A 23,623-nucleotide genomic window follows, 5' to 3' on the forward strand; every position below is an offset into this window, starting at 1 on the left:
ACTTTTTTTATAAATGAAATATAATTTTAGCCTAAATAAGTTAAATTCCTACCAATCAATTGGGACGGCATCTCTGTTGACTTCCACTACAGGTGGCTACTTTCCATGGACACGGGTTTAATCTCCTCGAAAAGAAAACCACTTCATGCGGGGTCTTCAAATACATGCTCTTCCCGCAGGAGTCAGTTCTTCAGAACGTTTTAAAAGCTAATTGTGGTTCACACATTTTTCTGTAAAAATTATAATCCAGCACGATGTACTTTCTTGCCATTATACGTAAAACGGACAGGTTTTCCTTCTAGGTACGTCTCTAAATGAACAGTCCTCCCCCATAGTTGGTAAATATATGGTAAAACATGTTCTAAATATGGGATATCCAATTCTGTCTCCTCATAATAATGTTTTAAATATAATTCCCCATTTCGTAAATAATCACCATCTTGTACCATTATATATGGGAATCCACCATTTACACGCATGGAAATGAGTTGTTGTCTTATTTCTTGATGGTCTTGATCTGTTATTTGATATACTTTGCCCTTTTTCTCAAATATATACATATCTTCTCGTTGGATAAATTCCTTTGTTAAGTAATTTCGAATAAAGGACATGTCAGAGTCCATTTCCCTTACTTCAAAAATCTTTTCTCTCCCTGAATTTGGTTTTACTCCTCGCTCCATCATTTCTTCTGTTGGATGATTATAAAGTTCTTCAATATCCTCAAATAATTTAACACCTAAATGATATGGATTAATCTGTGTTTTAGATGGCTGAATGACATTTGCATTTAACTTAGCAAATTCAATGGTATCCTCTGGTGTTAAGTTCATTTCCCTTAAAATACGCTGGTGCCAAAAAGAGGCCCATCCTTCATTCATAATTTTTGTTTCTAGTTGTGGCCAAAAGTACAGCATTTCTGCTCGCATCATTGATAAAACATCTCGTTGCCAATCAGTTAATTCTTGACTGTATTGCTCCAAGAAAAGGAGAAGATCTTTTTCCGGGCGTATTGGAATTTTCTTGCGACCGGTCACTTGTTTTTTTTCCCGTTTCTTTGTTCCAAATGAATCAAGTTCCCATAAATCATCATATGGCGTCTTTCTTGATACTGCTTTTTCCTCCTCTAACTCTTCAGCCATTGTTTTTTTAGGACGAATAATGGATGGATCAATATGTTCTTGAATTGCTAATATCGCATCTAAAAATTTTTCCACTTCTTCCTTTCCGTAGACCATTTCATAATGGGCAATTCTTTCAGCAGTTGCTGTCATACTTTCTACCATGTCTCGTCTCGTATTGCTAAATCGAATATTATTCTTAAAAAAGTCAGAATGTCCCAATACATGGGCAACAATTAATTTATTTTGAATCAATGTATTGGTATCTAACAAGAAGGCATAACATGGATCTGAATTAATGACAAGCTCATAAATTTGACTTAATCCCAAATCATATTGCAACTTCATTTTATGAAACTGTTTCCCAAAACTCCAGTGTGTAAAGCGAGTAGGCATTCCATAAGCACCAAACGTATAAATAATATCTGCCGGACATATTTCATATCGCATCGGATAATAATCTAAACCAAATCCAGATGCAATTTCCGTAATTTCATGAATGGCATATTCCAACTCTTTCGTAGTTGTCACCAATAATCCCTCCATATGTGCTTTATACATTATATGTAACAAAAGACAAATCTGAACTAAGGAATTATCCGGTATGATTCTTATTTGAAAGGAAAAGATATCGGAAGAGGAGGATGAAATAATGGAACAGCAATTTATTACAATCGAACAACTCCATAATTTATTAAATCAATGGCACGGAAAACTTATTCAAGTCGAAAAATTGGAACTACATGATCAGGACATTATTAATATACAACTGAATGGTATATCGTATGAGAAAAACACGAGGAAACTAGATGATTATGAAGCAACATATACATTAAAGCTAAATGGCGTTGGACACCATGTTAATGATGAACAATCCATTCAACCATTACCTGAAAATGTATATGAAATTCCAATAGAAGATACATCACTTTATGAATATAATGGAAAGCAATTTATTCTAAGCACAGATCGTGGAATATATAAAATAACACCCACTTAATAGGTCTTACACTTAAAAAAATCCTCCGTTCACAAACGGAGGATTTAAGACAAGGCCTGTATTAGGAATGTTTTTTAAATGGTTGAAGACAATGATTTTCATGTAAGGGAGTCATGAAATGTGAAAGTTCATTCCCTAACAGGTAACGATTATGCATGATGTGTGCCGAAGTGTTAGATTATAACATCTAAACTTAATAACAAAGCTATTTCATGAGAAAATGTTTATCTTTATCTGTCTTAATTACATTATAAAAATAAATTAAAGCAGAATTAAGGTATAATTATGGAATCCATTCTAATGAAAGGGATTTATTCAATTTCATAAAAAGGAGAACCCCTTTTAAAAAGAGGTTTCCTTCCACAAAGAGGTATAAAAGATACAGGTTAAACCAAAAACAATAGCTATCGCTATACTATGTTGTGAAATAACATAGTATAACGATAAAACAACAAACTATTGTGTTGGTATACCTTTTTGAAAATAATGTTTCATCGCCTTATATACATCTGATTTATTCTTTAAGACAAAACGTTTAAATATGGGGTTGTCAATTTCCTTAAATGCACGCATTAATGTAGAATAGCGATCGTATGCATTTACTTCCCCATAACCAAACATATTAGAAAGTGCGACAATTTCCTTAACTAATCGTACACTCTCCGTATTATCAGAGTAAAAATTTTCTCCATCTGAGAAGTGAAAAGGATAAATATTATATCTGGAAGGTGCATATTTTTCATCAATTAACTCGAGCGCCTTTTTGTAAGCAGAAGAACAAATCGTTCCACCACTTTCTCCTTTTGAAAAAAACTCCTCTTCATTAACAACTTTTGCTTCCGTATGATGTGCAATATACACCATATCTACTGTCCTATATTTCGAATGTAAAAATCGCTTTGTCCAAAAGAAGAAGCTTCTCGCTAAATATTTTGCAAATGTTCCCATGGATGCACTTGTATCCATCATCGCAATCACAACAGCATTAGATTCTGGTTTTGTTACGATATTCCATGTTTTAAAACGAAGATCGTCCTCATAAATAGGGGCAATTGTTGGTTCACCTTGCGAAGCATTTCTTTTTAGTGCAGATAATATTGTCCGCTTTTTATCAATATTCCCCATAAGTCCTTTTTTACGGACATCATTAAATTCAATTTTATCCACAATAATATTTTCCTTATCCTTTTCTTCTAAATGGGGCAATTCTAATTCCTTAAATAATTCCTCTTCCAGTTCCACCAAAGACACTTCTGCTTCATAATAATCACTTCCAGGCTGATTTCCACCTTTCCCTTCGCCTTTACCACTTCCATCTCCATCTTCTTTACTTGGAGCACGGGCTATCACATCACCTTTCTTGCTACCGCCATCTCCTTGCCCCACATGTTTTGTTTTATTATAATTATAGCGAATTTTATACTCATCTAAGGACCGAATTGGGATTTTAATAACATCACGCCCATTTGACATGATAATACTTTCCTCTGTTATTAAATCTGGTAAATTATTTTTAATCGCTTCTTTTACTTTTTCCATATGACGTGTTTGATCTTGAAACCCTTTACGATGGAGAGACCAATCTTCTTCAGATATAACAAAATTCTGCTCGTCGTTCTTCACAATATCCCCACCCTTTTAAAACATACTTATGTCCTTATCATTAGCTTATGCATCATTGCTCAGACAATTTACTTTTTTTATCAACTAGTTTGACATAGTTTACATAAGAATGAAACTTCAATCAGTGGGAGCTTTACAGCCAGTTAACCACCAATAAAAAATGGGAGACATGAGCAATCATTGCCTCACATCCCCCATTAATATTGAACTAAATTACTACCCAACCTTTTTGAATCGCCTTTAAAACAGCCTCAGTTCGGTGTTCTACATTCATTTTTTTCATTAAATTATATACATGGTTTTTTACAGTTACCTCTTTTACAGAAAGTACCTCGGCTATTTCATTATTTGTTCTTCCATCCAATAGTAACTCCAGCACTTCCTGTTCCCGTCTGCTAAGGTTAGGTTGTATTGTATCATGTTTTGATTCCTTATTATTTTCTGTAAAAAAACTTTGATAATCATTAATAACATATCCTAAAACATCTGGATGTAAATATACTTTCCCTTCATAGATATCCTTAATCGCGTGAATTGTTGAAGAAAGATCCATTTCTTTGCATAAGTAACCTTTTACACCTGCTTTTATTACAGGCAAAACATATGACTCTTCTTTCTGATATGTAAGGGCAATTACTTTTAATTCTGGCCTTTCAATCAAATATCTTTTTATTGAATTAATGACATAAATAGGATTATCTCCTATTTCCACAATCAAAATATCCAACTTATCTTTGCTTTGTGTAGATAATTGGTCTAATTCCTTAAAAGATGAGGCATCGGCTATCATGTTAATTTCCACATCATCTTGTAATAACAATTTAAAACTTTCCCGAAATAATTTACTTTCATCGACCAAGGCGATATTAATTTGTTTGCTTTCCTGTTGTTCTTGTACAGAAGTAATGTTTTGTAGCATCATATTCACCTCTATGTGATTGTGTGGGAATATTTCTTCATCATATTTTTTAAAACTTTATTCCTATATATTTATAGTATACCTTGAACCTAAACAAATTCTTTACATTCTGTTTGTTAGTTGAACAAATCAGGCCTTTACTACCAGTTAATCTATAATAAAACAAAGCCTGTATCTTTCAGGTAGATACAGGCTTTCTTACTTATCGATTTAATAAACTACCGACATATCGGAGTAACTCATTGGCAGAAGTCGAGTTATATCCATAATCATCAATTAATCTTGCAACAACTTCATTAATCTTCTTCAATTGTTGCTCATCTGGTGTTTGAGTCGATGTCGTTATTTTAACAACATCTTTTAAATCAGCAAACAATTTTTTCTGAATGGCTTCGCGTAGACGGTCATGGGAGCGATAGTCAAATTTCTTTCCTTTTCTAGCATAAGCAGAAATACGGATGAGAATTTCCTCCCGAAATGCTCGTTTAGCATTTTCGGAGATACCAATTTGTTCTTCAATTGACCGCATGAGCTTCTCATCCGGACTCAATTCCTCTCCCGTGAGTGGGTCTCTTAACTTGTTTTGATTACAAAAAGCCTCCACATTATCTAAATAATTATCCATTAACGTCTTCGCAGACTCTTCATATGAATAAACAAATGCCTTTTGAACTTCTTTTTTCGCTATTTTATCGTATTCTCGTCTAGCAATGGAAATGTAGTTTAAATATTTTTCTTTATCTTCTTGAGAAATCGATGGGTGTTGGTCAAGACCGTCCTTAATGGAACGAAGGACATCTAAAGCATTGATAGATGGAACCTCTTTTCGAATAATGGTTGAAGAGATACGGTTAATAACATATCTTGGGTCAATCCCGTCCATGCCCTCATCTGGAAATTCTGTCTGCAGTTTATCCAAATCCCCCTGATTGAGTCCTTCTACACTTTCCCCATCATATAAGCGCATCTTTTTAACAAGATCGATGCCATTTTTCTTTGATTCTTTTAATCTTGTTAAAATGGTAAAGATAGCAGCTACACGTAATGCATGTGGAGCAATATGAACATGAGCCATATCACTTTCCTTTATCATTTTATTATAAATTCGCTCTTCTTGACTTACCTTTAAATTATACGGAATTGGCATCACGATAATTCTCGAATGTAGTGCCTCGTTCTTTTCATTCGCAATAAAGGAACGATACTCAGCTTCATTAGTATGGGCAACGATTAACTCATCAGCAGAAATTAAAGCAAATCTCCCTGCTTTAAAATTCCCTTCTTGGGTTAAAGAAAGGAGATGCCATAAAAACTTTTCATCACACTTCAGCATCTCTTGGAATTCCATCATTCCTCGATTGGCTTTATTTAATTCTCCATCAAATCGATATGCCCTTGGGTCTGATTCTGAACCATACTCAGCAATCGTTGAAAAATCAATACTACCTGTTAAGTCAGCAATATCTTGTGACTTCGGATCTGATGGGCTAAATGTACCAATACCAGTGCGCTTATCCTCTGAAAAGAAGATTCGCTCTACCATAACATCTTCAATTCGACCAGCATATTCCTTTTCTAAACGCATCGTATTTAATGGAGATAAACTACCTTCAATACGAACACCATATTCATTGTAAAAATCCTCTCGTAAATGATGTGGAATAAGATGAAGTGGATCTTCATGCATTGGGCACCCTTTTATTGCATAGACAGCCCCTTCATCTGTCCTTGAAAATTCCTCCAAGCCTCGTTTTAACATCGTAACAATGGTTGACTTTCCCCCACTAACTGGACCCATTAATAATAAAATTCGCTTTCTAACATCAAGACGTTTCGCTGCTGGATGAAAATATTCTTCCACTAAATTCTCAATGGATTCTTCTATTCCAAATATTTCATCCCCGAAAAAATGATACACTCTTTTTCCCTCTTCTTCTGTGTATCCCGCTTTTTGAATCATATGATAAACACGTGAATGAGCTGTTTGAGCAACTTCTGGGTTCCTTTTTATAATTTCTAAATACTCCCGAAATGTACCTTCCCACTTGAGTTGTTCTTCTTCCTCACGATATTGCTTTACTTTATTTAAAATGTCCATGTTTTTCCCCCCATTAGGTTTGCACTTGTTCCTATTGTATGCAAGAAAAAGAAGGGTCATGACATGAAGGAGCATGAGAAGTGCCTTAAAAAGATTTGTCCATCTTCTGTTTACTTGTATTGGAACAGACCTTCTATCATAATATATGTATTCAAAAAACTTTCTATCTATTAAAAGGAATGAATTCATTTGACTGAATATAAGCCAATGACCAAAAAGAATATATTTATTATTATCGCTCTGTTTCTATTATTATTAACGAGCTTTCGCTTTGTTTGGATAAACTATCATTCTACTCCGGATTATAAGACAGCTGAGAAGGGTGTCATTGATTTAAGTGAGTGGGAGTTTACTGATAAAGAAACACTGAAACTAGATGGAGAGTGGAAGTTTTATCCGAATCAATTTCTTGATCCGAGTGGAAATAATGATACAGGAAACAAAACAACAGTTTCTGTACCTGGAAATTGGCAAGAAGAAAAAACAGAAAAGTTCATACTCTTATCACAAATTAGCTACATTTATGCAAATGTATATCCTCCAATAGACTGGGAAAAATAAAAAGGACCGAGTGTTAAAAAATATAATATCCCATAAACAAAACGGAGGCCATACAATGAATCGTCAACATGCAGAGGAAATTTCCAAATCACCTGATATGAAACATGTTACTTATGAAGGAAAACGAGTCTTTATCCAACATGTCCATGAGAATGAGGATATCGCAAGGGTGTATTATTTAGATGACCCTACCGAGGAGTTTGATGTGCAACTTGATTTGTTAAAAGAAGAGTAGGAATGGATTATTCTGTTTCAAACCTCCACTCCTTGTTACGGAGGTTTTTTCATGTCTACCTCTTCTTTTTAAAAGTTTTCTTAAATGTGTCAATAAAATCTTGAGGAGTGCTTGTTACTTGATAGGAATAAACCCCTTTTACGGTATGTAAATATAATAACCCACCATATTCACCGATATTTCGATAGGACATATCAAAGACATCCTCAATCAGGAACTCGTGATATTTCGTCAAGACCCGATCATCATATAGTCGCATTTCCCGCTGGTCGTTTTCTTTTGTTTGTTTAATAGTAGTTATTTTCCGTTGAACTTTAATATATGGTTGAACAGCTAATAACTTCATAAAAACCCTCCATTGCCATTATCCTAACTCGTGAATTCCCTCTGTAAAAACACTCAATATCTATACGTCCTACATCACCTTTTTGTTTCCTTCATTTAGGTAGAGAGTTCTAGATAGGAAACCTTTCTTCAAATCCGGTATGCATCTGAACGCCAATTTTTAATTTGCTTTTTAATAATATCCGGGCTTAAGTTTTTCTCTGCTGTCCTCTTTGCTAAAGTAGGGAACTCCTCGTCAGAAGCAAAACGTAAAGCAATAAGTTGTTGAACTGTTAATCTTGGATCAATTGCTTTACCAGTTAGCATATAGTAACGAAATTGTTCTTCCAATCGAATGATTCGATCCTGAGCCTTTAATGGGTTCCTTCTTGCTAAAAAACCAGCTATAAATGCCATGATAACAAGACCAATCAAAATAAATACAGAGACACTCATATCTCCATTCTTAATAGACTGTACTGTAAAAGTAATGGTCAAAATGATTGTAATTAAACTAACCGGTAACCAGAAAAAGTGTTGCACTGGATCATAGCGAGTATGTTTGTTATAACTCTGACTCCCTTTATTTTCCATTTGTAAAGCACCCTTTCCACTGTATTAATAGTCTTATTTGTTATCATACTATATAGGGTATTAATTGAAAAGCCCTTTATAAGATAAAGTAAAAAAAGCCTAACTTCCATGATTAGAAAGTTAGGCTACTTTATTTTATTAGTTATCTTTTTTTGCTTCTTTTTCCAGTCGTTTAAATCGGCGAAGTTCTGCTTTTTTGATTGGAATTTGATCAAACTGTAACAATTTAACAATCGCAAAAATAAGCAGAATCAATACAACAGCAAATGGCAGAGCTGATATGAGCGAGGCCGTCTGTAATGCCTCTAGACCACCTGTATATAATAATACAGCTGCAATTGCTGAAACGAGAACACCCCAAATAATTTTCGTAAATAGAGGTGGATTTAAACTACCAAAGGATGTCATGCTTGCCAATATGTATGTTGCAGAATCGGCAGATGTAACTAAGAATGTGAAAATGAGTAAAATCGCCAGTACAGAAAGAATCGTTGAAAAAGGTAAATGGTCAAACGTTAAAAATAACGCTTGTGTCAAATCTTCATTTACGGCTGAAGCAATCCCTGTTCCGTGTTGAAGATCGTTCCATAGAGCCGTACCGCCAAATACAGCAATCCATAAACATGCAATTGCTGGTGGGACAACCATGACACCAAAGATATATTCACGGATTGTTCGTCCTTGAGATACTCTGGCAACAAAAGCCCCAACAAACGGAGACCAAGCAATGGCCCATGCCCAATAGAAAATCGTCCAATCACGTACCCAATTTCCTTCCTTATATGGCTCTAAGCGCAAACTATATGAAATAAAATTATTCAAATAGTCTCCAATACCTAATGTAAAGGATTCTAGAATAAACACAGTTGGTCCGGCGAAAAAGGTAAATAATAATAAACCAAGTGCAAGACCTAAATTTAAGTTACTTAAAAATCGGATCCCTTTATTTAAACCGGTCGTGGAAGATAACATATACGCAATAAATACTGCAATAATAATGCCTAACTGAATTCCACCAGAATTTCCTGTACCAAATACCGCATCTAATCCTCCACTCATCTGCAAGACACCTAAACCAAGGGAAGTAGCAACCCCCATTACAGTGGAAATAACGGCAAAGGAATCAATTGTATTTTTTACACCTTTACGCTTTCCTGCTATAGGTTCTAAAGCTGTTGAAACAAGACCATCCTTTTGTTGTTTAAATTGTAGGAAACCAATCACTAAACCGACCATCGCAAAGACAGACCATTGACTAATTCCCCAATGAAAGAAAGAATATCCCATGGCAACACGTGCTGCTTCCTCTGTTTCCTGACCGATTCCTAAAAAAGGTGTATTAAAAAAGTGACTCATCGGTTCAGCAACACCCCAAAATACAAGTCCAGCACCAAATCCAGCAGAGAATAGCATCCCAATCCATGTAAAAAATGGAAATTCCGGTTCCTGATTATCTTTTCCAAGACGAATCGAACCATATCTACTGAATGCTAAGCCTATCAAGAAAAGTATAATCACAAACACTGCTAGTAAATAAAACCATCCAAAATTATTTGTTGTGAAATCAAATAACATCCCAGCAACCTCACCGAAAGCTTCCGGCATGATTGCACCTAATATAACTAACACAGATAAAAACAATGACGATACAATAAATACAGGATTTCTTAAAACTCTTTTTCTATCCATACCTGTCTCCTTTCGTTTTATTTGTACCCTTTTTTCATAAAATCATGCGTTTTTACATTAAAGAAGATATAGCTATGGATTTTTAAAAGCAATAATAAAATTCAACTCCCTAAACCTTTTCAAAAAAATGTACCTTTTTCATAAAAAATGTACACCTTATGAAAATACATGACCTGCCACCTGGATTCAAGTATTTACTATCCACAAATTGGGAAATTGCTTGATTCTCACGGAAATATTAACCCTTCTGAAGGGTGATGATAGATGGTTAGTGATACGATAATAAAAAAGATACTGGCATTTTCATTTAAAAAAAGCCAGTACCATGTTTACTTCTTATCAATCAGAAATGTTTGCCCATCTGCTTGTTTAACTTTCTTGTATTTCATTAATCTACCTAATGCACGTTTAAAAGCTGATTTACTCATTTGAAAGTTTTTTTGGATTGTCTCTGGACTGCTTTTATCTCCATAAGGCATTTTTCCACCGTGTTCTTGTAAATACATTAAAATGGCTTCTGCATCATCATCTAAACGTTCATGTTTCATCGGCATTAAAGAGACATTTAATGTGCCATTTTCTTTTACTTCAATTATCCGACCAGAAACAAGTTCCCCTAAACGTGGTTCATGACCTCTTTCCGTATAGTGAACGAAGGCTCGATATCCTTCTTCTGTAATAAGAGCACTACCTTCTTTACTTGTTAAATAAATTCGGCCCGAAACTCTTTCATTTAATTCCACATCATAAGCCATTTCAAAACAATCTTCTAGTATTTCTTCAGAAGCTGGAATCGCCAGTAACCGTCCTTTTCTATCCTTACCTAATGTAACATAGATTTTATCATCTACTTGCGGCCACACTTCTTCAAATAGCGGTAAGTCATCAACAGAAACAAGCATTTCCTTTGTTGTGCCAATATCAACAAACACACCTAAATTAGGAACAACTTCCACAACTGTTGCCCACCCATATGCTCCTAAAACAATGGATGGAATCTTCATCGTTGCAACTACTTGGTCATTTTTATCCGTATATAAAAACACATCAACAGCAGCATCAACCTCTAGAGTTCCCTCTGTTTCACGGGTATGCATTAAAACTTCTTCTGTTCCTTTTTGTAAAACATATCCTGTATCTATTGTCCTTTTTACAGTCATCATTTGAATTGTACCAATTTGTAAATTGTCCATCTTTTTACCTTCTTTCAACATATTATCTATCATTAATAATTCACAATGTACTTTTTTCTATTCCTTATTAATCACTGGCTATCTCATTATTAAGCTATGTAAAAAATAACACACTTACGTTACTTTTCCTAATTTTTGTGTGAGGTATCTTTCCTGTAAGCAAATTCCTTTCTGTATACCCGTATAGGTATTATAATGTATTTGTAAGTTACTCTAAACATAAGGAGCGATTTCGATGACAGAACAACTAAGTCCAAGGCTTCAAAGTTTCCTAAAAGGAGTTAAAAAACTGTACATTAATGGACAGTTTGTCGATTCTGTTTCAGGAAAAACCTTTACATCATATAATCCAGCAACAGGCGATGAAATAGCAGAAGTAGCTGAGGCTGGTAGAGAAGATGTAGAAAAAGCAGTCCGAGCAGCAAGAGATGCATTTGATAATGGCCCGTGGTCTACTATGGGTACAGCAGAAAGAAGTCGCATTATTTATAAATTAGCTGATTTAATGGAAGAACATAAACTCGAATTAGCACAATTAGAAACATTGGATAATGGGAAGCCAATTCGAGAAACAATGAATGCAGATGTTCCACTTTCCATTGAGCATTTTCGTTATTATGCTGGATGGGCAACAAAAATAGTTGGCCAAACCATTCCAGTTCAAGGGAACTTCTTCAATTATACTAGACATGAACCAGTTGGAGTAATCGGTTCTATTATACCTTGGAACTTCCCTCTTATGATGGCAGCATGGAAGCTAGGGGCTTCGCTTGCAACAGGATGTACAATTGTGTTGAAACCTGCCATGAATACACCTTTATCTGTATTGTATTTAGCTGAATTAGCAGAGAAAGCAGGATTTCCAAAAGGTGTCATTAATATTCTACCTGGTAGTGGACGTGTTGTAGGACAAACCCTTGTAGAACACCCTGATGTTAATAAAATTGCCTTTACAGGATCGACTCCTGTTGGGAAATCGATTATGAAATCGGCAGCAGATACAATGAAACGTGTAACATTAGAATTAGGTGGGAAGTCACCAAATATTATCTTACCAGATGCTGATTTAACAAAAGCAATTCCTGGAGCTCTACAAGGAATTATGTTTAACCAAGGACAAGTATGTAGTGCGGGAAGCCGTATCTTTATTCAAAAAAATATGTATGACAATGTTCTAGCTGAATTAGAAAATCATGCAAAACAAATTAAACAAGGGAATGGTCTAGACAAAGACATCACAATGGGACCATTAATTTCCGCACAACAACAACAAACGGTAACAAATTATATTGAAAAAGGAATCCAAGAAGGTGCTGAATTAGTAACAGGGGGAAATATTCCATTTGATAAGGGGTATTTCGTTTCACCAACTATTTTCGCAGACGTGGATAACAAAATGACAATTGCCCAAGAAGAGATCTTCGGCCCTGTTGTAGCAGCTATCCCGTTCGATAATATGGATGACTTGATTGCGAAAGCCAATGATTCGGACTTCGGATTAGCCGCAGGTATTTGGACAGAAAACTTACGTAATGCCCATTACCTTGCCCACAACCTAAAAGCTGGAACCGTTTGGATTAATACGTATACTGCTTTTGATGCTGCAGCACCATTTGGTGGATACAAACAATCTGGTATTGGTCGAGAAATGGGAAGTTACGCATTAGATAATTACACAGAAGTAAAATCTGTTTGGGTGAATATGGACGAATAAAAAAAGAAGGGAAATCCCTTCTTTTTTTATGTTCATCAATCTATCAGCTAATCCATTACTCATTTATTTGTTTCATCAATTCCATGCTACGTTCTTTTAATAGTTCGTTATGAGAGGATACCATTGGAAATTCTTCTGCTTCTTTTTCTATAAACTGTTTTGCTCTATTCACTGCATTAACAGCATCTTGAAATGCACCAACAATCAAATGAACTTTTCCATCATATTTTAAAATATCACCGGCAGCATATAGCCCTGCAATATTGGATTCACTAAGTGCATTCCCATCAATAAAGAAATCTTCTTTCAATCGAATATCCAAATCACTATTTTTTAATAGTTTAGCTTCCCGTTCATAGCCATGATTAATAATTACATCATCCACAGTTAGCTCTGTCACCGTATTTGTTGAAAGATCTGTCAACTCGACAGATTTAATGACACCGTCTGTTATATTTCCATTTAAACGTGTAATAGAAGTATGAAAGCAACATGTGATCGAGCTATTTAATAGTTCGGTCACTTGGGCTTCATGTCCTTTAAAAGTATCCTTACGATAAGATACATACACTTTTTTCGCAATGGGTTCCAATTCTAATGCCCAATCAATAGCAGCATTTCCTCCACCGGAAATAAGGACTGTTTTGTTTTTAAAATGACGTAACGATTTTACTGAATAATGTAATGTTTTATCACTGTATTTGTCGGCATGTTTCACATCTAATGTTGTTGGATTTAAAATTCCTCCACCAACAGCGAGAATAATCATTTTTGTAAAATGCTTTTGACCAGAAGCTGTGTCAATGACAAATATATCTGTTTCATTTTTATGAATGGCAGTCACTTTTTCATTTAAAACTACTTCTGGTTGAAATGTTAACCCTTGTTTCACGACTCGTTCAATTAGTTCACCAACCGGAATCGGTGTCACACCCCCAACATCCCAAATCATTTTATCTGGATAAACATGCATTTTCCCACCTAATTTTGGTTGGTATTCAATGATCTTTGTTTTCATTTCACGTAATCCACTATAAAAAGCTGAAAATAATCCAGCAGGTCCACCACCTATAATTATCACATCAAATAATTCGTGCTCTTTCATATTGGGCACTCCTATTCATTATCGTTAATGATTATCATTCTCATTTAAATATACTTGTTTCATTCATTTTTTTCAACTAGAAAATCAATATTGACAAAGAATATTAAAAAATATATAGTTAACACATACAATTGATAATGATTATCAATATTAATTGCATAAAAAGGTGGTTACTACTTTGGCACGTCTATACACAGAAAATCTCTCTGTTCACTATGATAAAACAGCTATCATTCAAGATTTAACCATAGAAATCCCTGATGGAAAAATCACAACAATTATCGGTCCAAATGGATGTGGGAAATCAACCCTACTAAAAGCCATTACGAGAATTATTAAGTCCAAATCTGGCTCTATCATTTTAGATGGAAAACATATTTCCAAAGAAGATACCAAAGCGCTAGCTAGGAAGATGGCTATTCTCCCACAAACACCTGACAGTGCAAGCGGTTTATCTGTTGGTGAACTGGTATCATATGGACGATTTCCATACCAAAAAGGCTTTGGGAAATTAACGAAGAAAGATTATGATGTCATCAATTGGGCATTAGAAGTAACGGGTACACAAGAATTTAAATATCGTTCTGTAGATGCGCTCTCCGGTGGGCAACGCCAACGCGTTTGGATTGCGATGGCACTTGCACAGGAAACGGAAATTATCTTTTTAGATGAACCGACTACCTATTTAGATATGGCACATCAGCTAGAGGTTTTAGAGTTATTACAAAAATTAAATACAGAACAACAACGAACAATTGTCATGGTGCTCCATGATTTAAATCAGGCCGCACGTTTTGCCGATTTTATTATCGCTTTAAAAGATGGAAAAGTAGTGAAAGCTGGTAGTAGTGAAGAAGTTATCAATCATGATGTACTGAAACAAGTATTTCAAATAGATGCAGAAATTGGACGTGACCCAAGAACAAATAAACCAATGTGTATCACATATAATTTATTACAAGGAGAATTTGTATGAAAAAAACAGCATTGTTTCTTATTCTAACTATACTTATCGCACTGACACTTGGTGCTTGCGGAAATGATTCAACAAAAACAGAAGAAAAGGAAAAAGTAGACAAAGAAAACACATCTGAAACAACTACGTATGAATCAGAAGATGGCCCAGTAGAAGTTCCAGCAAATCCTAAGCGTATTGTAGTTCTCTCTGCATTTGCTGGAAATGTCATGGCGTTAGATGGCAATCTTGTTGGTGTGGATTCCTGGTCTAAAATGAACCCTAAGTTTGACTTAGAAGGAGTAGAAGAGGTATCTGAAGATAATCTTGAAAAAATTATTGAATTAGATCCCGATTTGATTATTGGTTTATCCAATATTAAAAACAAAGATAAATTAAATGAAATTGCTCCAACAGTCACTTTCACATACGGTAAGGTTGACTATTTAACACAGCATATTGAAATTGGTAAAGTCTTAAATAAAGAAGAAGAAGCACGTGCATGGGTAGAGGATTTTGAAAAACGTGCAAAAGAAACAGGGGAAAAAATTAAAGCTGAAATTGGCGAAGATGCGACCGTTTCTGTTATCGAAGCATATGATAAACAATTTTACGTTTATGGAGATAACTGGGGACGAGGTACAGAAATCTTATATCAAGCAATGGACTTAAACATGCCTGAAAAGGTAAAGGAAACAGCCTTAAAAGATGGATATTATGCTATTTCTTCAGAGGTTCTCCCAGACTTCTTCGGTGATTATGTTGTCTTAAGTAAAAATGAAGAAGCAGACATGTCATTTACAGAAACTGATACATTTAAAAATATTCCGGCCGTAAAAAATGATCGTGTTTTTGAAGTAAACATGGAAGAGTTTTATTTTAATGATCCATTGACATTAGAACTACAGCTGGATTTCTTTAAGAAACATTTTCTTAATAAATAATAATCCATAAAAAGGGAATTTTAAATATAAAATTCCCTTTCTTAATTTACAAAAGAAAGTCGAGAGATTACCATGACACAACGAAAACCTATTCGTTTTTTTTATAAATGTAGTATAGGTATACTGCTATTAATCTGTATGTTTATCATTTCGATTATTTTCGGTGCACTTGATACAACAATAAAAGATATATGGCTCGCTTTATTTTCGAATACAAAGACAGAAGCAGCTACCATTATTCATGATATCCGTTTACCAAGAGAAATTGCCGCTGTTTTTGTTGGGGCAGCATTAGCTGTCTCTGGTGCAATTATGCAAGGTATGACACGTAATCCTCTAGCAGATCCTGGCTTATTCGGATTAACGGCCGGAGCAAATGCTGCTCTAGCCATTGTGATAGCCCTATTCCCTTCACTAGGTACCTTTGGGATGATGGTTGCTAGTTTTATCGGTGCAGCAGTAGGAGCCTTTTTAGTCTTTGGGATTGCTAGTACAAAGAAAGGTGGCTTTTCTCCATTTCGAATTGTCTTAGCTGGAGCTGCTGTTTCTGCCTTTTTATTTGCTATTGCAGAAGGAATTGGAATATATTTTAAAGTTTATAAGGAAGTATCCATGTGGACTGCTGGTGGATTAATTGGTACAACATGGAGTCAACTGCAAATTATTGTTCCATTCATCGTCATTAGTATTGTTATTGCATTCTTACTTTCGAAGCAATTAACCATTCTCAGTTTAAATGAAGAGGTTGCGATTGGGTTAGGTCAAAAGACAATCATTGTAAAGGTAATGCTTTTTATCCTTATTACGATTTTAACAGGGGCAGCTGTCGCACTTGTAGGAAATATGGTTTTCATTGGTTTGATGATTCCTCATATTGTTCGTGCCATCGTCGGTACAGATTACCGCTTTATTTTACCAATGTCTGCCATTGTTGGAGCAATCTTTATGTTACTTGCGGATACCATTGGAAGAACGATGTACGCACCATTAGAAACGCCAGTTGCAGCCATTATTGCGATATTAGGACTACCATTTTTCCTAGTTATTGTACATAAGGGAGGAAAAGTATTCTCATGATCCACCCAACTTTAATGAAAAAACAACGTATCTATTTGTTCGTATTTACCCTATTCATTTTATCCACAGTCGTTATCGGATTAATTGTAGGTCCTGCCGCTTTATCCTTTGACCGTATTGTGGCTACTTTATTCGGACAAGGCACATTTAAAGAAGAATTTGTATTATATTCTATCCGTTTACCTCGCATCTTTATTACTTTACTATCTGGTATGGCCCTTGCATTATCTGGAGCGATTTTACAAGGAATCACGAAAAATGACTTGGCTGACCCTGGAATAATTGGGATCAATTCTGGTGCAGGCGTTGCAATTAGTATTTTCTTTTTGTTTTTCCCGGTAAAAGCAAGTTCATTAGCTTATGCCCTACCACTTGTTGCATTCATTGGAGCGATTGTGACAGCTATTTTAATTTACTTATTCTCCTATCAGAGAAATGCAGGACTAAATCCTACCAGACTAATTCTTGTAGGAATTGGTTTTTCTATGGCTTTCTCCGGTTTAATGATTTTCCTTATTTCATCTGCTGAGAGAGAAAAGGTAGATTTTATCGCAAAATGGATTGCTGGTAATATCTGGGGATCAGACTGGCCTTTTGTTTGGGCCATCCTCCCCTGGCTAATAATTCTTATTCCAATTGGATTATATAAATCCAATCGTTTAAATATATTAGGACTTAGTGACCCAGTTGCGATTGGAGTTGGTATCTCCATTGAAAAGGAACGCATTGTATTACTTCTAATAGCCGTCGCTTTAGCTGCCGCTGCGGTATCTGTAACAGGTGGCATTGTTTTCATCGGATTAATGGCGCCTCATATTGCAAAAGCACTGATAGGGCCTCGACATCAATTATTTATGCCAATTACAATACTAATTGGTGGCTGGTTACTTCTAGTAGCAGATACGATTGGGAGAAATCTCATTGACCCGAATGGTATTCCAGCAGGGATTATCGTTTCTTTAATAGGAGCACCTTACTTTATTTATTTACTACTTAAAAAATAAAATTTTCACAAAGGGTTGACATTTTACAATATTGTCCGTAAACTAGCTTATAAATCTTTTACAAATTAAATAAAAATAATCATTTCTTATCCAGAGAGACGGAGGGACAGGCCCGAAGAAGTCTCGGCAACAGATTCTATTAGAAAACTGTGCCAATTCCTGCAAATACTATTTTGATAGTATTTGAAAGATGAGGTGAAGATGATTCTTAGAATAGAATCCTCCTTTTCTTATCAGATAAGAAAAGGGGGATTTTTTAATTCTAATATGTTGAGATGGGAAGGAGTTAGGTAAAATGATTGAATTTAAAAATGTATCCAAGACATTCCGAAGTGGACAGAAAAAAGTAGAGGCAGTAAAAAACGTATCCCTTTCGATTGACCAGGGGGACATCTTTGGAATTATTGGATTTAGTGGAGCAGGAAAGAGTACATTACTTCGCTTAGTGAACATGCTAGAAAGACCTGATTCCGGTGCAGTACATATCCAAGGAATAGATATTCAGAAGTTATCTGCGAAAGAATTACGTAAAAGACGTCAGCGGATTGGTATGATCTTCCAAAACTTTAATCTCTTCAATGCACGAACCGTCGCTGGAAATGTTGGTTATCCGTTAAAATTAGCTGGAATTCCTAAAAAAGAACGAGAAAAAAAGGTCACAGAATTATTGCAATTTGTAGGATTAGCTGATAAAGCAAAAGACTTCCCTGATCAATTATCAGGTGGTCAAAAACAACGGGTAGGTATTGCACGGGCACTTGCTACATCTCCAGATATTTTAATTTGTGATGAAGCAACCTCAGCACTTGACCCGGATACTACGGCAGATATTTTAAAATTATTGAAACAAGTAAACCAAGATTTTGGTGTCACGATTTTATTAATTACACATGAAATGCATGTCATTCAATCCATTTGTAATAAAGTAGCCGTAATGGAAGCTGGAGAAGTAATTGAAACAGGGAATGTCTTTAACACATTTACAAATCCACAGCATGTAACAACGCAAAAATTCATTCGTTCTGTTCAACAAGATTTACCATCGAAAAGTATATTAGAAAAGTGGAAAGCAAATGGTGGAAAAAAGTTATATCGTATCATTTTTCAGGGGGATATTACCAATCAGCCAATTTTATCCACGACTACACGAAAACATCATGTTGACTTTAATATTGTTTACGGATCTGTCCGTGAATTGCAAGAAAGGTTGTTTGGAAATCTACTTATTTCATTTACTGGCGATGATTCTCATATCAAGCAAGTTTTAAAAGAATTAAAAACCATTGTCAAAATAGAGGAGGTTGATGATTATGAAAGTGGATTGGTCTAGTTTTTGGCCACAAATTGTAGAAGCAACCGGACAAACCATCACAATGGTTGTGGCGACTTTAATCTTTGGATCAATTATTGGTATTACGATTGGCCTATTACTGTTCGTGACAAGGGAAAACAATATTTTGGAAAACAGGTTTTTATTTCAGTTATTGAATTTCATTATTAATATTATTCGCCCAATTCCATTCATTATCTTCTTAGTCGCCATTTCACAATTAACGAGATTAGTAGTGGGAACAACGATTGGAACAGCGGCCGCAATTTTCCCGATGACAATTGTCGCAAGTTTTACGATTGCTCGGGTGGTGGAAAATAATTTAGTTAGTATTGACCCTGGTGTCATTGAAGCTGCCCAAGCAATGGGAGCAAGTCCACTACGAATTATTTTTACCGTATTAATCCCAGAAGCACTTGGTCCACTTATTTTAGGACTCACCTTTGTTTCGGTTAGCTTGATTGATTTCTCAGCTGTTGCTGGAACAGTCGGTGGCGGGGGACTTGGTCATATCGCAATGACATATGGGTATCAACGATTTGATGGAAGTGTCATGCTTGTCACCGTCCTTATCCTAATCGTTATGGTTCAACTTGCTCAATGGATTGGAAATACACTATCCAAATGGATTATGCGAAGGTAGTTATTTAAAAACATATACATTTAAAAAAAGGAGACATGTCAAATGAGAAAAATATTTATTTTATTATCTATTATTGGTGTTTTATTTTTAGCTGCTTGTGGTGGGGAAAATAAGGAGGCATCTGGAAAGAAAGATGACAAGATCACCGTAAAAATTGGAATTAATGGTGCTGATGGTGAACTCTGGCCATTGTTAAAAGAAAAAGCAGCGAAGGAAAATATTGAGATTGAATTAGTGGAATTTGCTGATTATACATTACCTAATAATGCTTTGGCACAAGGTGATATCGACATGAACGCCTTCCAACATATTGCATTTTTAGGACAATATGTGAAAGAAAGCGGAAAAGATATTGTGCCAATTGGCTCTACAATGTTAGCACCGATGGGATTATACTCCGAAAAAATAAACGATATAGCCGAATTAAAAGAAGGAGATAAAATTGCCATTCCGGACGACCCATCCAATCAAGCACGTGCACTTCGCCTTCTAGAAAGTGGCGGATTGATTAAACTTGCAGATGACTTCGGTATGTTCGGTGACCCGTCAAAAATTGTTGAAAACAAATTAAACTTAGAAATTATTCCAATGACTGCACAACAAACACCTCGTGTTTTGCCAGATGTAGTAGGTTCCATAATAAATAATGGAATTGCTGGTCAAGCTGGTTTTTCACCAAACGAAGATCCAATTTTGAAAGAAGAAGTAAATGATGATAGTACACATCCATATGTAAATGTACTTGCTACACGGGCTGAAGATAAAGACAATGAGACATACAAACGAATAGTCGAGCTTTATCAAGATGCGGATATTGAGGAAGCAATCAAAGAAGATACAAATGATGGAGCATTTCTCGTTCGCTTAACTCAAGAACAGTTGGAAGATGTATTTACTACATTAAAAAAATAAAATACGAAGGGAAATAAATAAATGACAACAACTTCAAACAATAAAATCATAAAAAGTTTATATGAATCTGTAGATAATAATAGCCAGTTATATATTGAAACGAGTCAGTTAATCCACGGAAAACCAGAAATTGGTAATGAAGAAGTATTTGCTTGTCAAACCCATGTTACCAATTTAAAAGATGCAGGATTTGAAATTACAACTGGAGTAGCAGGACATGATACTTCCTTTTATGCTATTAAATCTAGCGGAAAACCTGGTCCAACTATTGCTTATCTTGCAGAATATGATGCACTTCCTGGAATTGGTCATGCCTGTGGCCATAATATTATCGGCACAATAAGTGTCGCTGCAGGAATTGCTTTAGGGGAAGTGATTCATGAAACAGGAGGACGTGTCGTTATACTAGGTACTCCTGCAGAAGAAGGAGGTCCTAACGGGAGTGCAAAAGGAAGCTTTGTAAAACATGGATATTTAGAAGATATCGATGCAGCCTTAATGCTACACCCTGCAGGAAAGACTGCTGTAACGGGAGAATTTCTTGCAGTGGATCCACTTGATTTTCATTTTTACGGAAAAGCAGCACATGCTTCCGGAGCACCAGAAAAAGGAATCAACGCACTCGATGCGGTCATTCAATTATTTAATGGCATTAATGCTTTGCGCCAACATTTACCTGCTGATGTTCGAATACATGGAATTATAACACATGGCGGAGATGCACCAAATATTATTCCAGAATATGCTTCTGCTCGCTTTTATATTCGGGCTGAAACATGGAAAAAAACAGAAGAAACTGCTACAAAGGTAAGAGCAATTGCTGATGGAGCTGCCCTTTCCACTGGAGCGAGAGTTAAAGTAGAACGATTCCAAAACGAAGTAAAAGATTTCGTGATAAATGAAACTTTCGATGACATTTTAAAAAAGGAATTAGAAATACTTGGCGAGATTGTTCATACAGAAAGAGGGAAAGGAAAAGGTTCTACAGACGCAGGAAATATTAGCTATGAAGTTCCTACAGTACACGGTTTTATTAAAATCGGCCCAGATGACTTAATCGGCCATACAGTAGAGTTTCGCGAAGCTGCAAAATCAGATCTCGGAAATGAAGCATTGCTGACAGGCGCAAAAGCACTTGCAGCTACAGGATATCGTTTACTATCAGACGAACAATTACTCCACAAAATAAATGAAGAATTCACACGAAAACGAAAAGAAAAAGAATCATAATGAAGACTAAGGTTCAGATGGAATTTTTACTCCACCTGAACCTTAGTCGTATTTTCTCAGATTAACTGGCTGTATATGACCTCACTGATTGAGGTTTAACTTTATCTCGAAGCTCCGTGGAAGTATTAGTAATTCCTGAAGATGAAGCTGTTTCACAAAACACCCTATGTCATGACCAGCATTGGCCAGGCATAGGGTGTTTTTATCGTTCTTACTGCTTCCCCTATATAAAGAAAAGCATATCTACGTTTTTCCAACCTAGATATGCTTCAGCATTGCATTATTAAGATGATTCTATTCCTTTAAGCCGTTTACATGTCATACATGATAATCTTTTATTTTCCTTCCATATCTTTCTCAATTCTCTCCATAAACTCTTCTGCTGCACTATATCCTTGTTGTTTCAAATACCAATTATTCACTGCTGCTTCAATAAGCCCAGCAATATCACGGCCTGGTTGAAGTTGAATTGGTATATGTGGCACTTTAACTCCCATATATTCTGTATAGCGTTGTTTTACTTCTAAATCATTATAGAGTGCATCATCTTTCCAGTTCGTTAGCTCAATATCTAAAGCAATCCGCGTTTCATCTTGAAAAGCCTTTCTTCCATATTGGCGTGTGACATTTAATAATCCAATACTTCTTAAAGCAAGAAATTCTTTATTCTTTTCATTATGTGTCCCAAGAATAGTATGTGAACTAAGTCTTTTTATAACAACAATATCATCTGCCACTAGACGATGGCCCCGACCAATCAACGTATGAGCTGTTTCACTTTTTCCAATTCCTGACTCTCCCCGTAGTAGAACACCAATACCAAACACATTTACACAAACACCATGAACAGCAATTTCTGGTGCTAATTTTTTTATCATATATGAATCAATTTTACCAATAAATTCGTAATTGGTTGCAGCTGTTCGTAAAAGAGGGATTTTTTCTTTTGTGCAATACTTTGTTAAATATGTCAGTTCTTCTTGATTGTCTGTAACAACAATACAAGGTGGATCATATTTAATTAAATTACCTACTCGCATATTACGTTCTTCTTCATCAAGCATATGCAAATACGTGATTTCATTCTCACCTAAAACTTTTACATGTTGCATAGGAAGAAAATCAAAGTAGTCAATAAACTCCAAGCCAGGTCTTCTTGTCTTAGACTTTACAATAATACGCTGTAAATAATCTTCTCCCGCAATTATTTCTAATGAGAAATGATTCACTAATTCTTTAACTGTCATTGTATTTACCACGATCTACACTCTCCATCTTCGCCATTACACTCTCTTAGTTTAATTAATCTAATCAGATTCTAACAAGGAAAGATTAGAAATTGCAAGTACAGCACT

At 35.4% G+C, this 23,623-nt stretch carries 22 protein-coding genes and 1 riboswitch; of the genes, 12 read left to right on the plus strand and 10 right to left on the minus strand.

From position 1 onward, the window contains the following. Window positions 1-239: 239 nt before the first annotated feature. Window positions 240-1,664, minus strand: a complete 1,425-nt coding sequence (locus FHP05_RS12960; protein ID WP_147669085.1) for a SpoVR family protein — start codon at window positions 1,662-1,664, stop codon at window positions 240-242. A 106-nt stretch (window positions 1,665-1,770) separates the two neighbouring features. Between FHP05_RS12960 and FHP05_RS12965 the strand changes: the two genes are divergently transcribed. Next, window positions 1,771-2,118: a hypothetical protein gene (locus FHP05_RS12965; protein ID WP_147668949.1), complete on the plus strand. Its 348-nt coding sequence runs from the start codon at window positions 1,771-1,773 to the stop codon at window positions 2,116-2,118. 456 nt (window positions 2,119-2,574) lie between these two features. Here FHP05_RS12965 and yhbH read toward each other — a convergent pair whose 3' ends face one another. The 3 genes from yhbH to FHP05_RS12980 form a co-directional block, all read right to left on the minus strand. Beyond that, window positions 2,575-3,744, minus strand: a complete 1,170-nt coding sequence (gene yhbH / locus FHP05_RS12970; RefSeq protein WP_407923443.1) for a sporulation protein YhbH — start codon at window positions 3,742-3,744, stop codon at window positions 2,575-2,577. Window positions 3,745-3,949: 205 nt separating this feature from the next. Then, on the minus strand, window positions 3,950-4,660 hold the full coding sequence (locus tag FHP05_RS12975; protein ID WP_191126351.1) for a response regulator transcription factor: 711 nt from the start codon (window positions 4,658-4,660) through the stop codon (window positions 3,950-3,952). 202 nt (window positions 4,661-4,862) lie between these two features. Then, complete coding sequence (locus FHP05_RS12980; protein ID WP_147668958.1) at window positions 4,863-6,758, minus strand: PrkA family serine protein kinase; 1,896 nt, start codon at window positions 6,756-6,758, stop codon at window positions 4,863-4,865. 189 nt (window positions 6,759-6,947) lie between these two features. Here FHP05_RS12980 and FHP05_RS12985 point away from each other — a divergent pair, with 189 nt between their 5' ends. Together FHP05_RS12985 and FHP05_RS12990 are read left to right on the plus strand one after the other, a co-directional pair. Beyond that, window positions 6,948-7,319, plus strand: a complete 372-nt coding sequence (locus tag FHP05_RS12985) for a hypothetical protein (protein ID WP_147668961.1) — start codon at window positions 6,948-6,950, stop codon at window positions 7,317-7,319. Window positions 7,320-7,374: 55 nt separating this feature from the next. After that, window positions 7,375-7,554 carry an H-type small acid-soluble spore protein gene (locus FHP05_RS12990; protein WP_147668964.1) on the plus strand — a complete coding sequence of 60 codons (180 nt, stop codon included), beginning with the start codon at window positions 7,375-7,377 and terminating at the stop codon, window positions 7,552-7,554. 55 nt (window positions 7,555-7,609) lie between these two features. Here the strand turns inward: FHP05_RS12990 and FHP05_RS12995 are convergent, their stop codons facing one another. From FHP05_RS12995 to FHP05_RS13010, 4 genes are all read right to left on the minus strand, one after another. Continuing rightward, window positions 7,610-7,900: a hypothetical protein gene (locus tag FHP05_RS12995; RefSeq protein ID WP_147668967.1), complete on the minus strand. Its 291-nt coding sequence runs from the start codon at window positions 7,898-7,900 to the stop codon at window positions 7,610-7,612. Window positions 7,901-8,028: 128 nt separating this feature from the next. Continuing rightward, window positions 8,029-8,472 (minus strand): DUF6526 family protein, encoded by a 444-nt coding sequence (locus FHP05_RS13000; RefSeq protein WP_147668970.1) that lies wholly within the window; start codon window positions 8,470-8,472, stop codon window positions 8,029-8,031. Between the two features lie 138 nt (window positions 8,473-8,610). Beyond that, window positions 8,611-10,161 (minus strand): BCCT family transporter, encoded by a 1,551-nt coding sequence (locus FHP05_RS13005; RefSeq protein WP_147668973.1) that lies wholly within the window; start codon window positions 10,159-10,161, stop codon window positions 8,611-8,613. A 329-nt stretch (window positions 10,162-10,490) separates the two neighbouring features. Continuing rightward, on the minus strand, window positions 10,491-11,354 hold the full coding sequence (locus FHP05_RS13010; protein ID WP_147668976.1) for a CvfB family protein: 864 nt from the start codon (window positions 11,352-11,354) through the stop codon (window positions 10,491-10,493). Window positions 11,355-11,589: 235 nt separating this feature from the next. Between FHP05_RS13010 and FHP05_RS13015 the strand changes: the two genes are divergently transcribed. Next, window positions 11,590-13,068 (plus strand): aldehyde dehydrogenase family protein, encoded by a 1,479-nt coding sequence (locus FHP05_RS13015; RefSeq protein WP_147668979.1) that lies wholly within the window; start codon window positions 11,590-11,592, stop codon window positions 13,066-13,068. A gap of 55 nt (window positions 13,069-13,123) precedes the next feature. Here FHP05_RS13015 and FHP05_RS13020 read toward each other — a convergent pair whose 3' ends face one another. Further along, the gene (locus tag FHP05_RS13020; RefSeq protein ID WP_147668982.1) at window positions 13,124-14,173 is read right to left on the minus strand and encodes an NAD(P)/FAD-dependent oxidoreductase; all 1,050 of its coding nucleotides are present in this window, start codon (window positions 14,171-14,173) and stop codon (window positions 13,124-13,126) included. A gap of 178 nt (window positions 14,174-14,351) precedes the next feature. On the opposite strand from FHP05_RS13020, the gene FHP05_RS13025 reads away from it, so the two are divergent. The 8 genes from FHP05_RS13025 to FHP05_RS13060 all read left to right on the plus strand — a co-directional run bounded on the left by FHP05_RS13025 (window position 14,352) and on the right by FHP05_RS13060 (window position 22,268). After that, window positions 14,352-15,149 (plus strand): ABC transporter ATP-binding protein, encoded by a 798-nt coding sequence (locus FHP05_RS13025; RefSeq protein ID WP_147668985.1) that lies wholly within the window; start codon window positions 14,352-14,354, stop codon window positions 15,147-15,149. Further along, window positions 15,146-16,072 carry an iron-hydroxamate ABC transporter substrate-binding protein gene (locus FHP05_RS13030; protein ID WP_147668988.1) on the plus strand — a complete coding sequence of 309 codons (927 nt, stop codon included), beginning with the start codon at window positions 15,146-15,148 and terminating at the stop codon, window positions 16,070-16,072. The genes FHP05_RS13025 and FHP05_RS13030 overlap by 4 nt, the downstream gene beginning before the upstream one ends. A 66-nt stretch (window positions 16,073-16,138) precedes the next feature. Continuing rightward, on the plus strand, window positions 16,139-17,149 hold the full coding sequence (locus FHP05_RS13035; RefSeq protein WP_407923444.1) for a FecCD family ABC transporter permease: 1,011 nt from the start codon (window positions 16,139-16,141) through the stop codon (window positions 17,147-17,149). Next, a complete protein-coding gene (locus FHP05_RS13040; RefSeq protein ID WP_147668994.1) occupies window positions 17,146-18,153 on the plus strand; it encodes a FecCD family ABC transporter permease in 1,008 nt (335 codons plus the stop codon). The genes FHP05_RS13035 and FHP05_RS13040 overlap by 4 nt, the downstream gene beginning before the upstream one ends. 83 nt (window positions 18,154-18,236) lie before the next feature. Continuing rightward, a riboswitch (SAM riboswitch) is annotated at window positions 18,237-18,350 on the plus strand. A gap of 98 nt (window positions 18,351-18,448) precedes the next feature. Then, complete coding sequence (locus FHP05_RS13045; RefSeq protein WP_147668997.1) at window positions 18,449-19,483, plus strand: methionine ABC transporter ATP-binding protein; 1,035 nt, start codon at window positions 18,449-18,451, stop codon at window positions 19,481-19,483. Beyond that, a complete protein-coding gene (locus FHP05_RS13050; RefSeq protein ID WP_147669000.1) occupies window positions 19,464-20,126 on the plus strand; it encodes a methionine ABC transporter permease in 663 nt (220 codons plus the stop codon). The genes FHP05_RS13045 and FHP05_RS13050 overlap by 20 nt, the downstream gene beginning before the upstream one ends. Window positions 20,127-20,168: 42 nt before the next feature. Then, window positions 20,169-21,038 carry a MetQ/NlpA family ABC transporter substrate-binding protein gene (locus FHP05_RS13055; RefSeq protein WP_147669003.1) on the plus strand — a complete coding sequence of 290 codons (870 nt, stop codon included), beginning with the start codon at window positions 20,169-20,171 and terminating at the stop codon, window positions 21,036-21,038. 21 nt (window positions 21,039-21,059) lie between these two features. Continuing rightward, window positions 21,060-22,268 (plus strand): M20 family metallopeptidase, encoded by a 1,209-nt coding sequence (locus tag FHP05_RS13060; RefSeq protein WP_147669005.1) that lies wholly within the window; start codon window positions 21,060-21,062, stop codon window positions 22,266-22,268. A gap of 335 nt (window positions 22,269-22,603) precedes the next feature. Here FHP05_RS13060 and hprK read toward each other — a convergent pair whose 3' ends face one another. Then, on the minus strand, window positions 22,604-23,515 hold the full coding sequence (hprK, locus tag FHP05_RS13065; RefSeq protein ID WP_147669087.1) for an HPr(Ser) kinase/phosphatase: 912 nt from the start codon (window positions 23,513-23,515) through the stop codon (window positions 22,604-22,606). Window positions 23,516-23,623: the final 108 nt, after the last annotated feature.

It is taken from the genome of Cerasibacillus terrae (assembly GCF_008039555.1).
In the GTDB taxonomy this organism is placed as follows: Bacteria; Bacillota; Bacilli; order Bacillales; family Amphibacillaceae; genus Cerasibacillus; species Cerasibacillus terrae.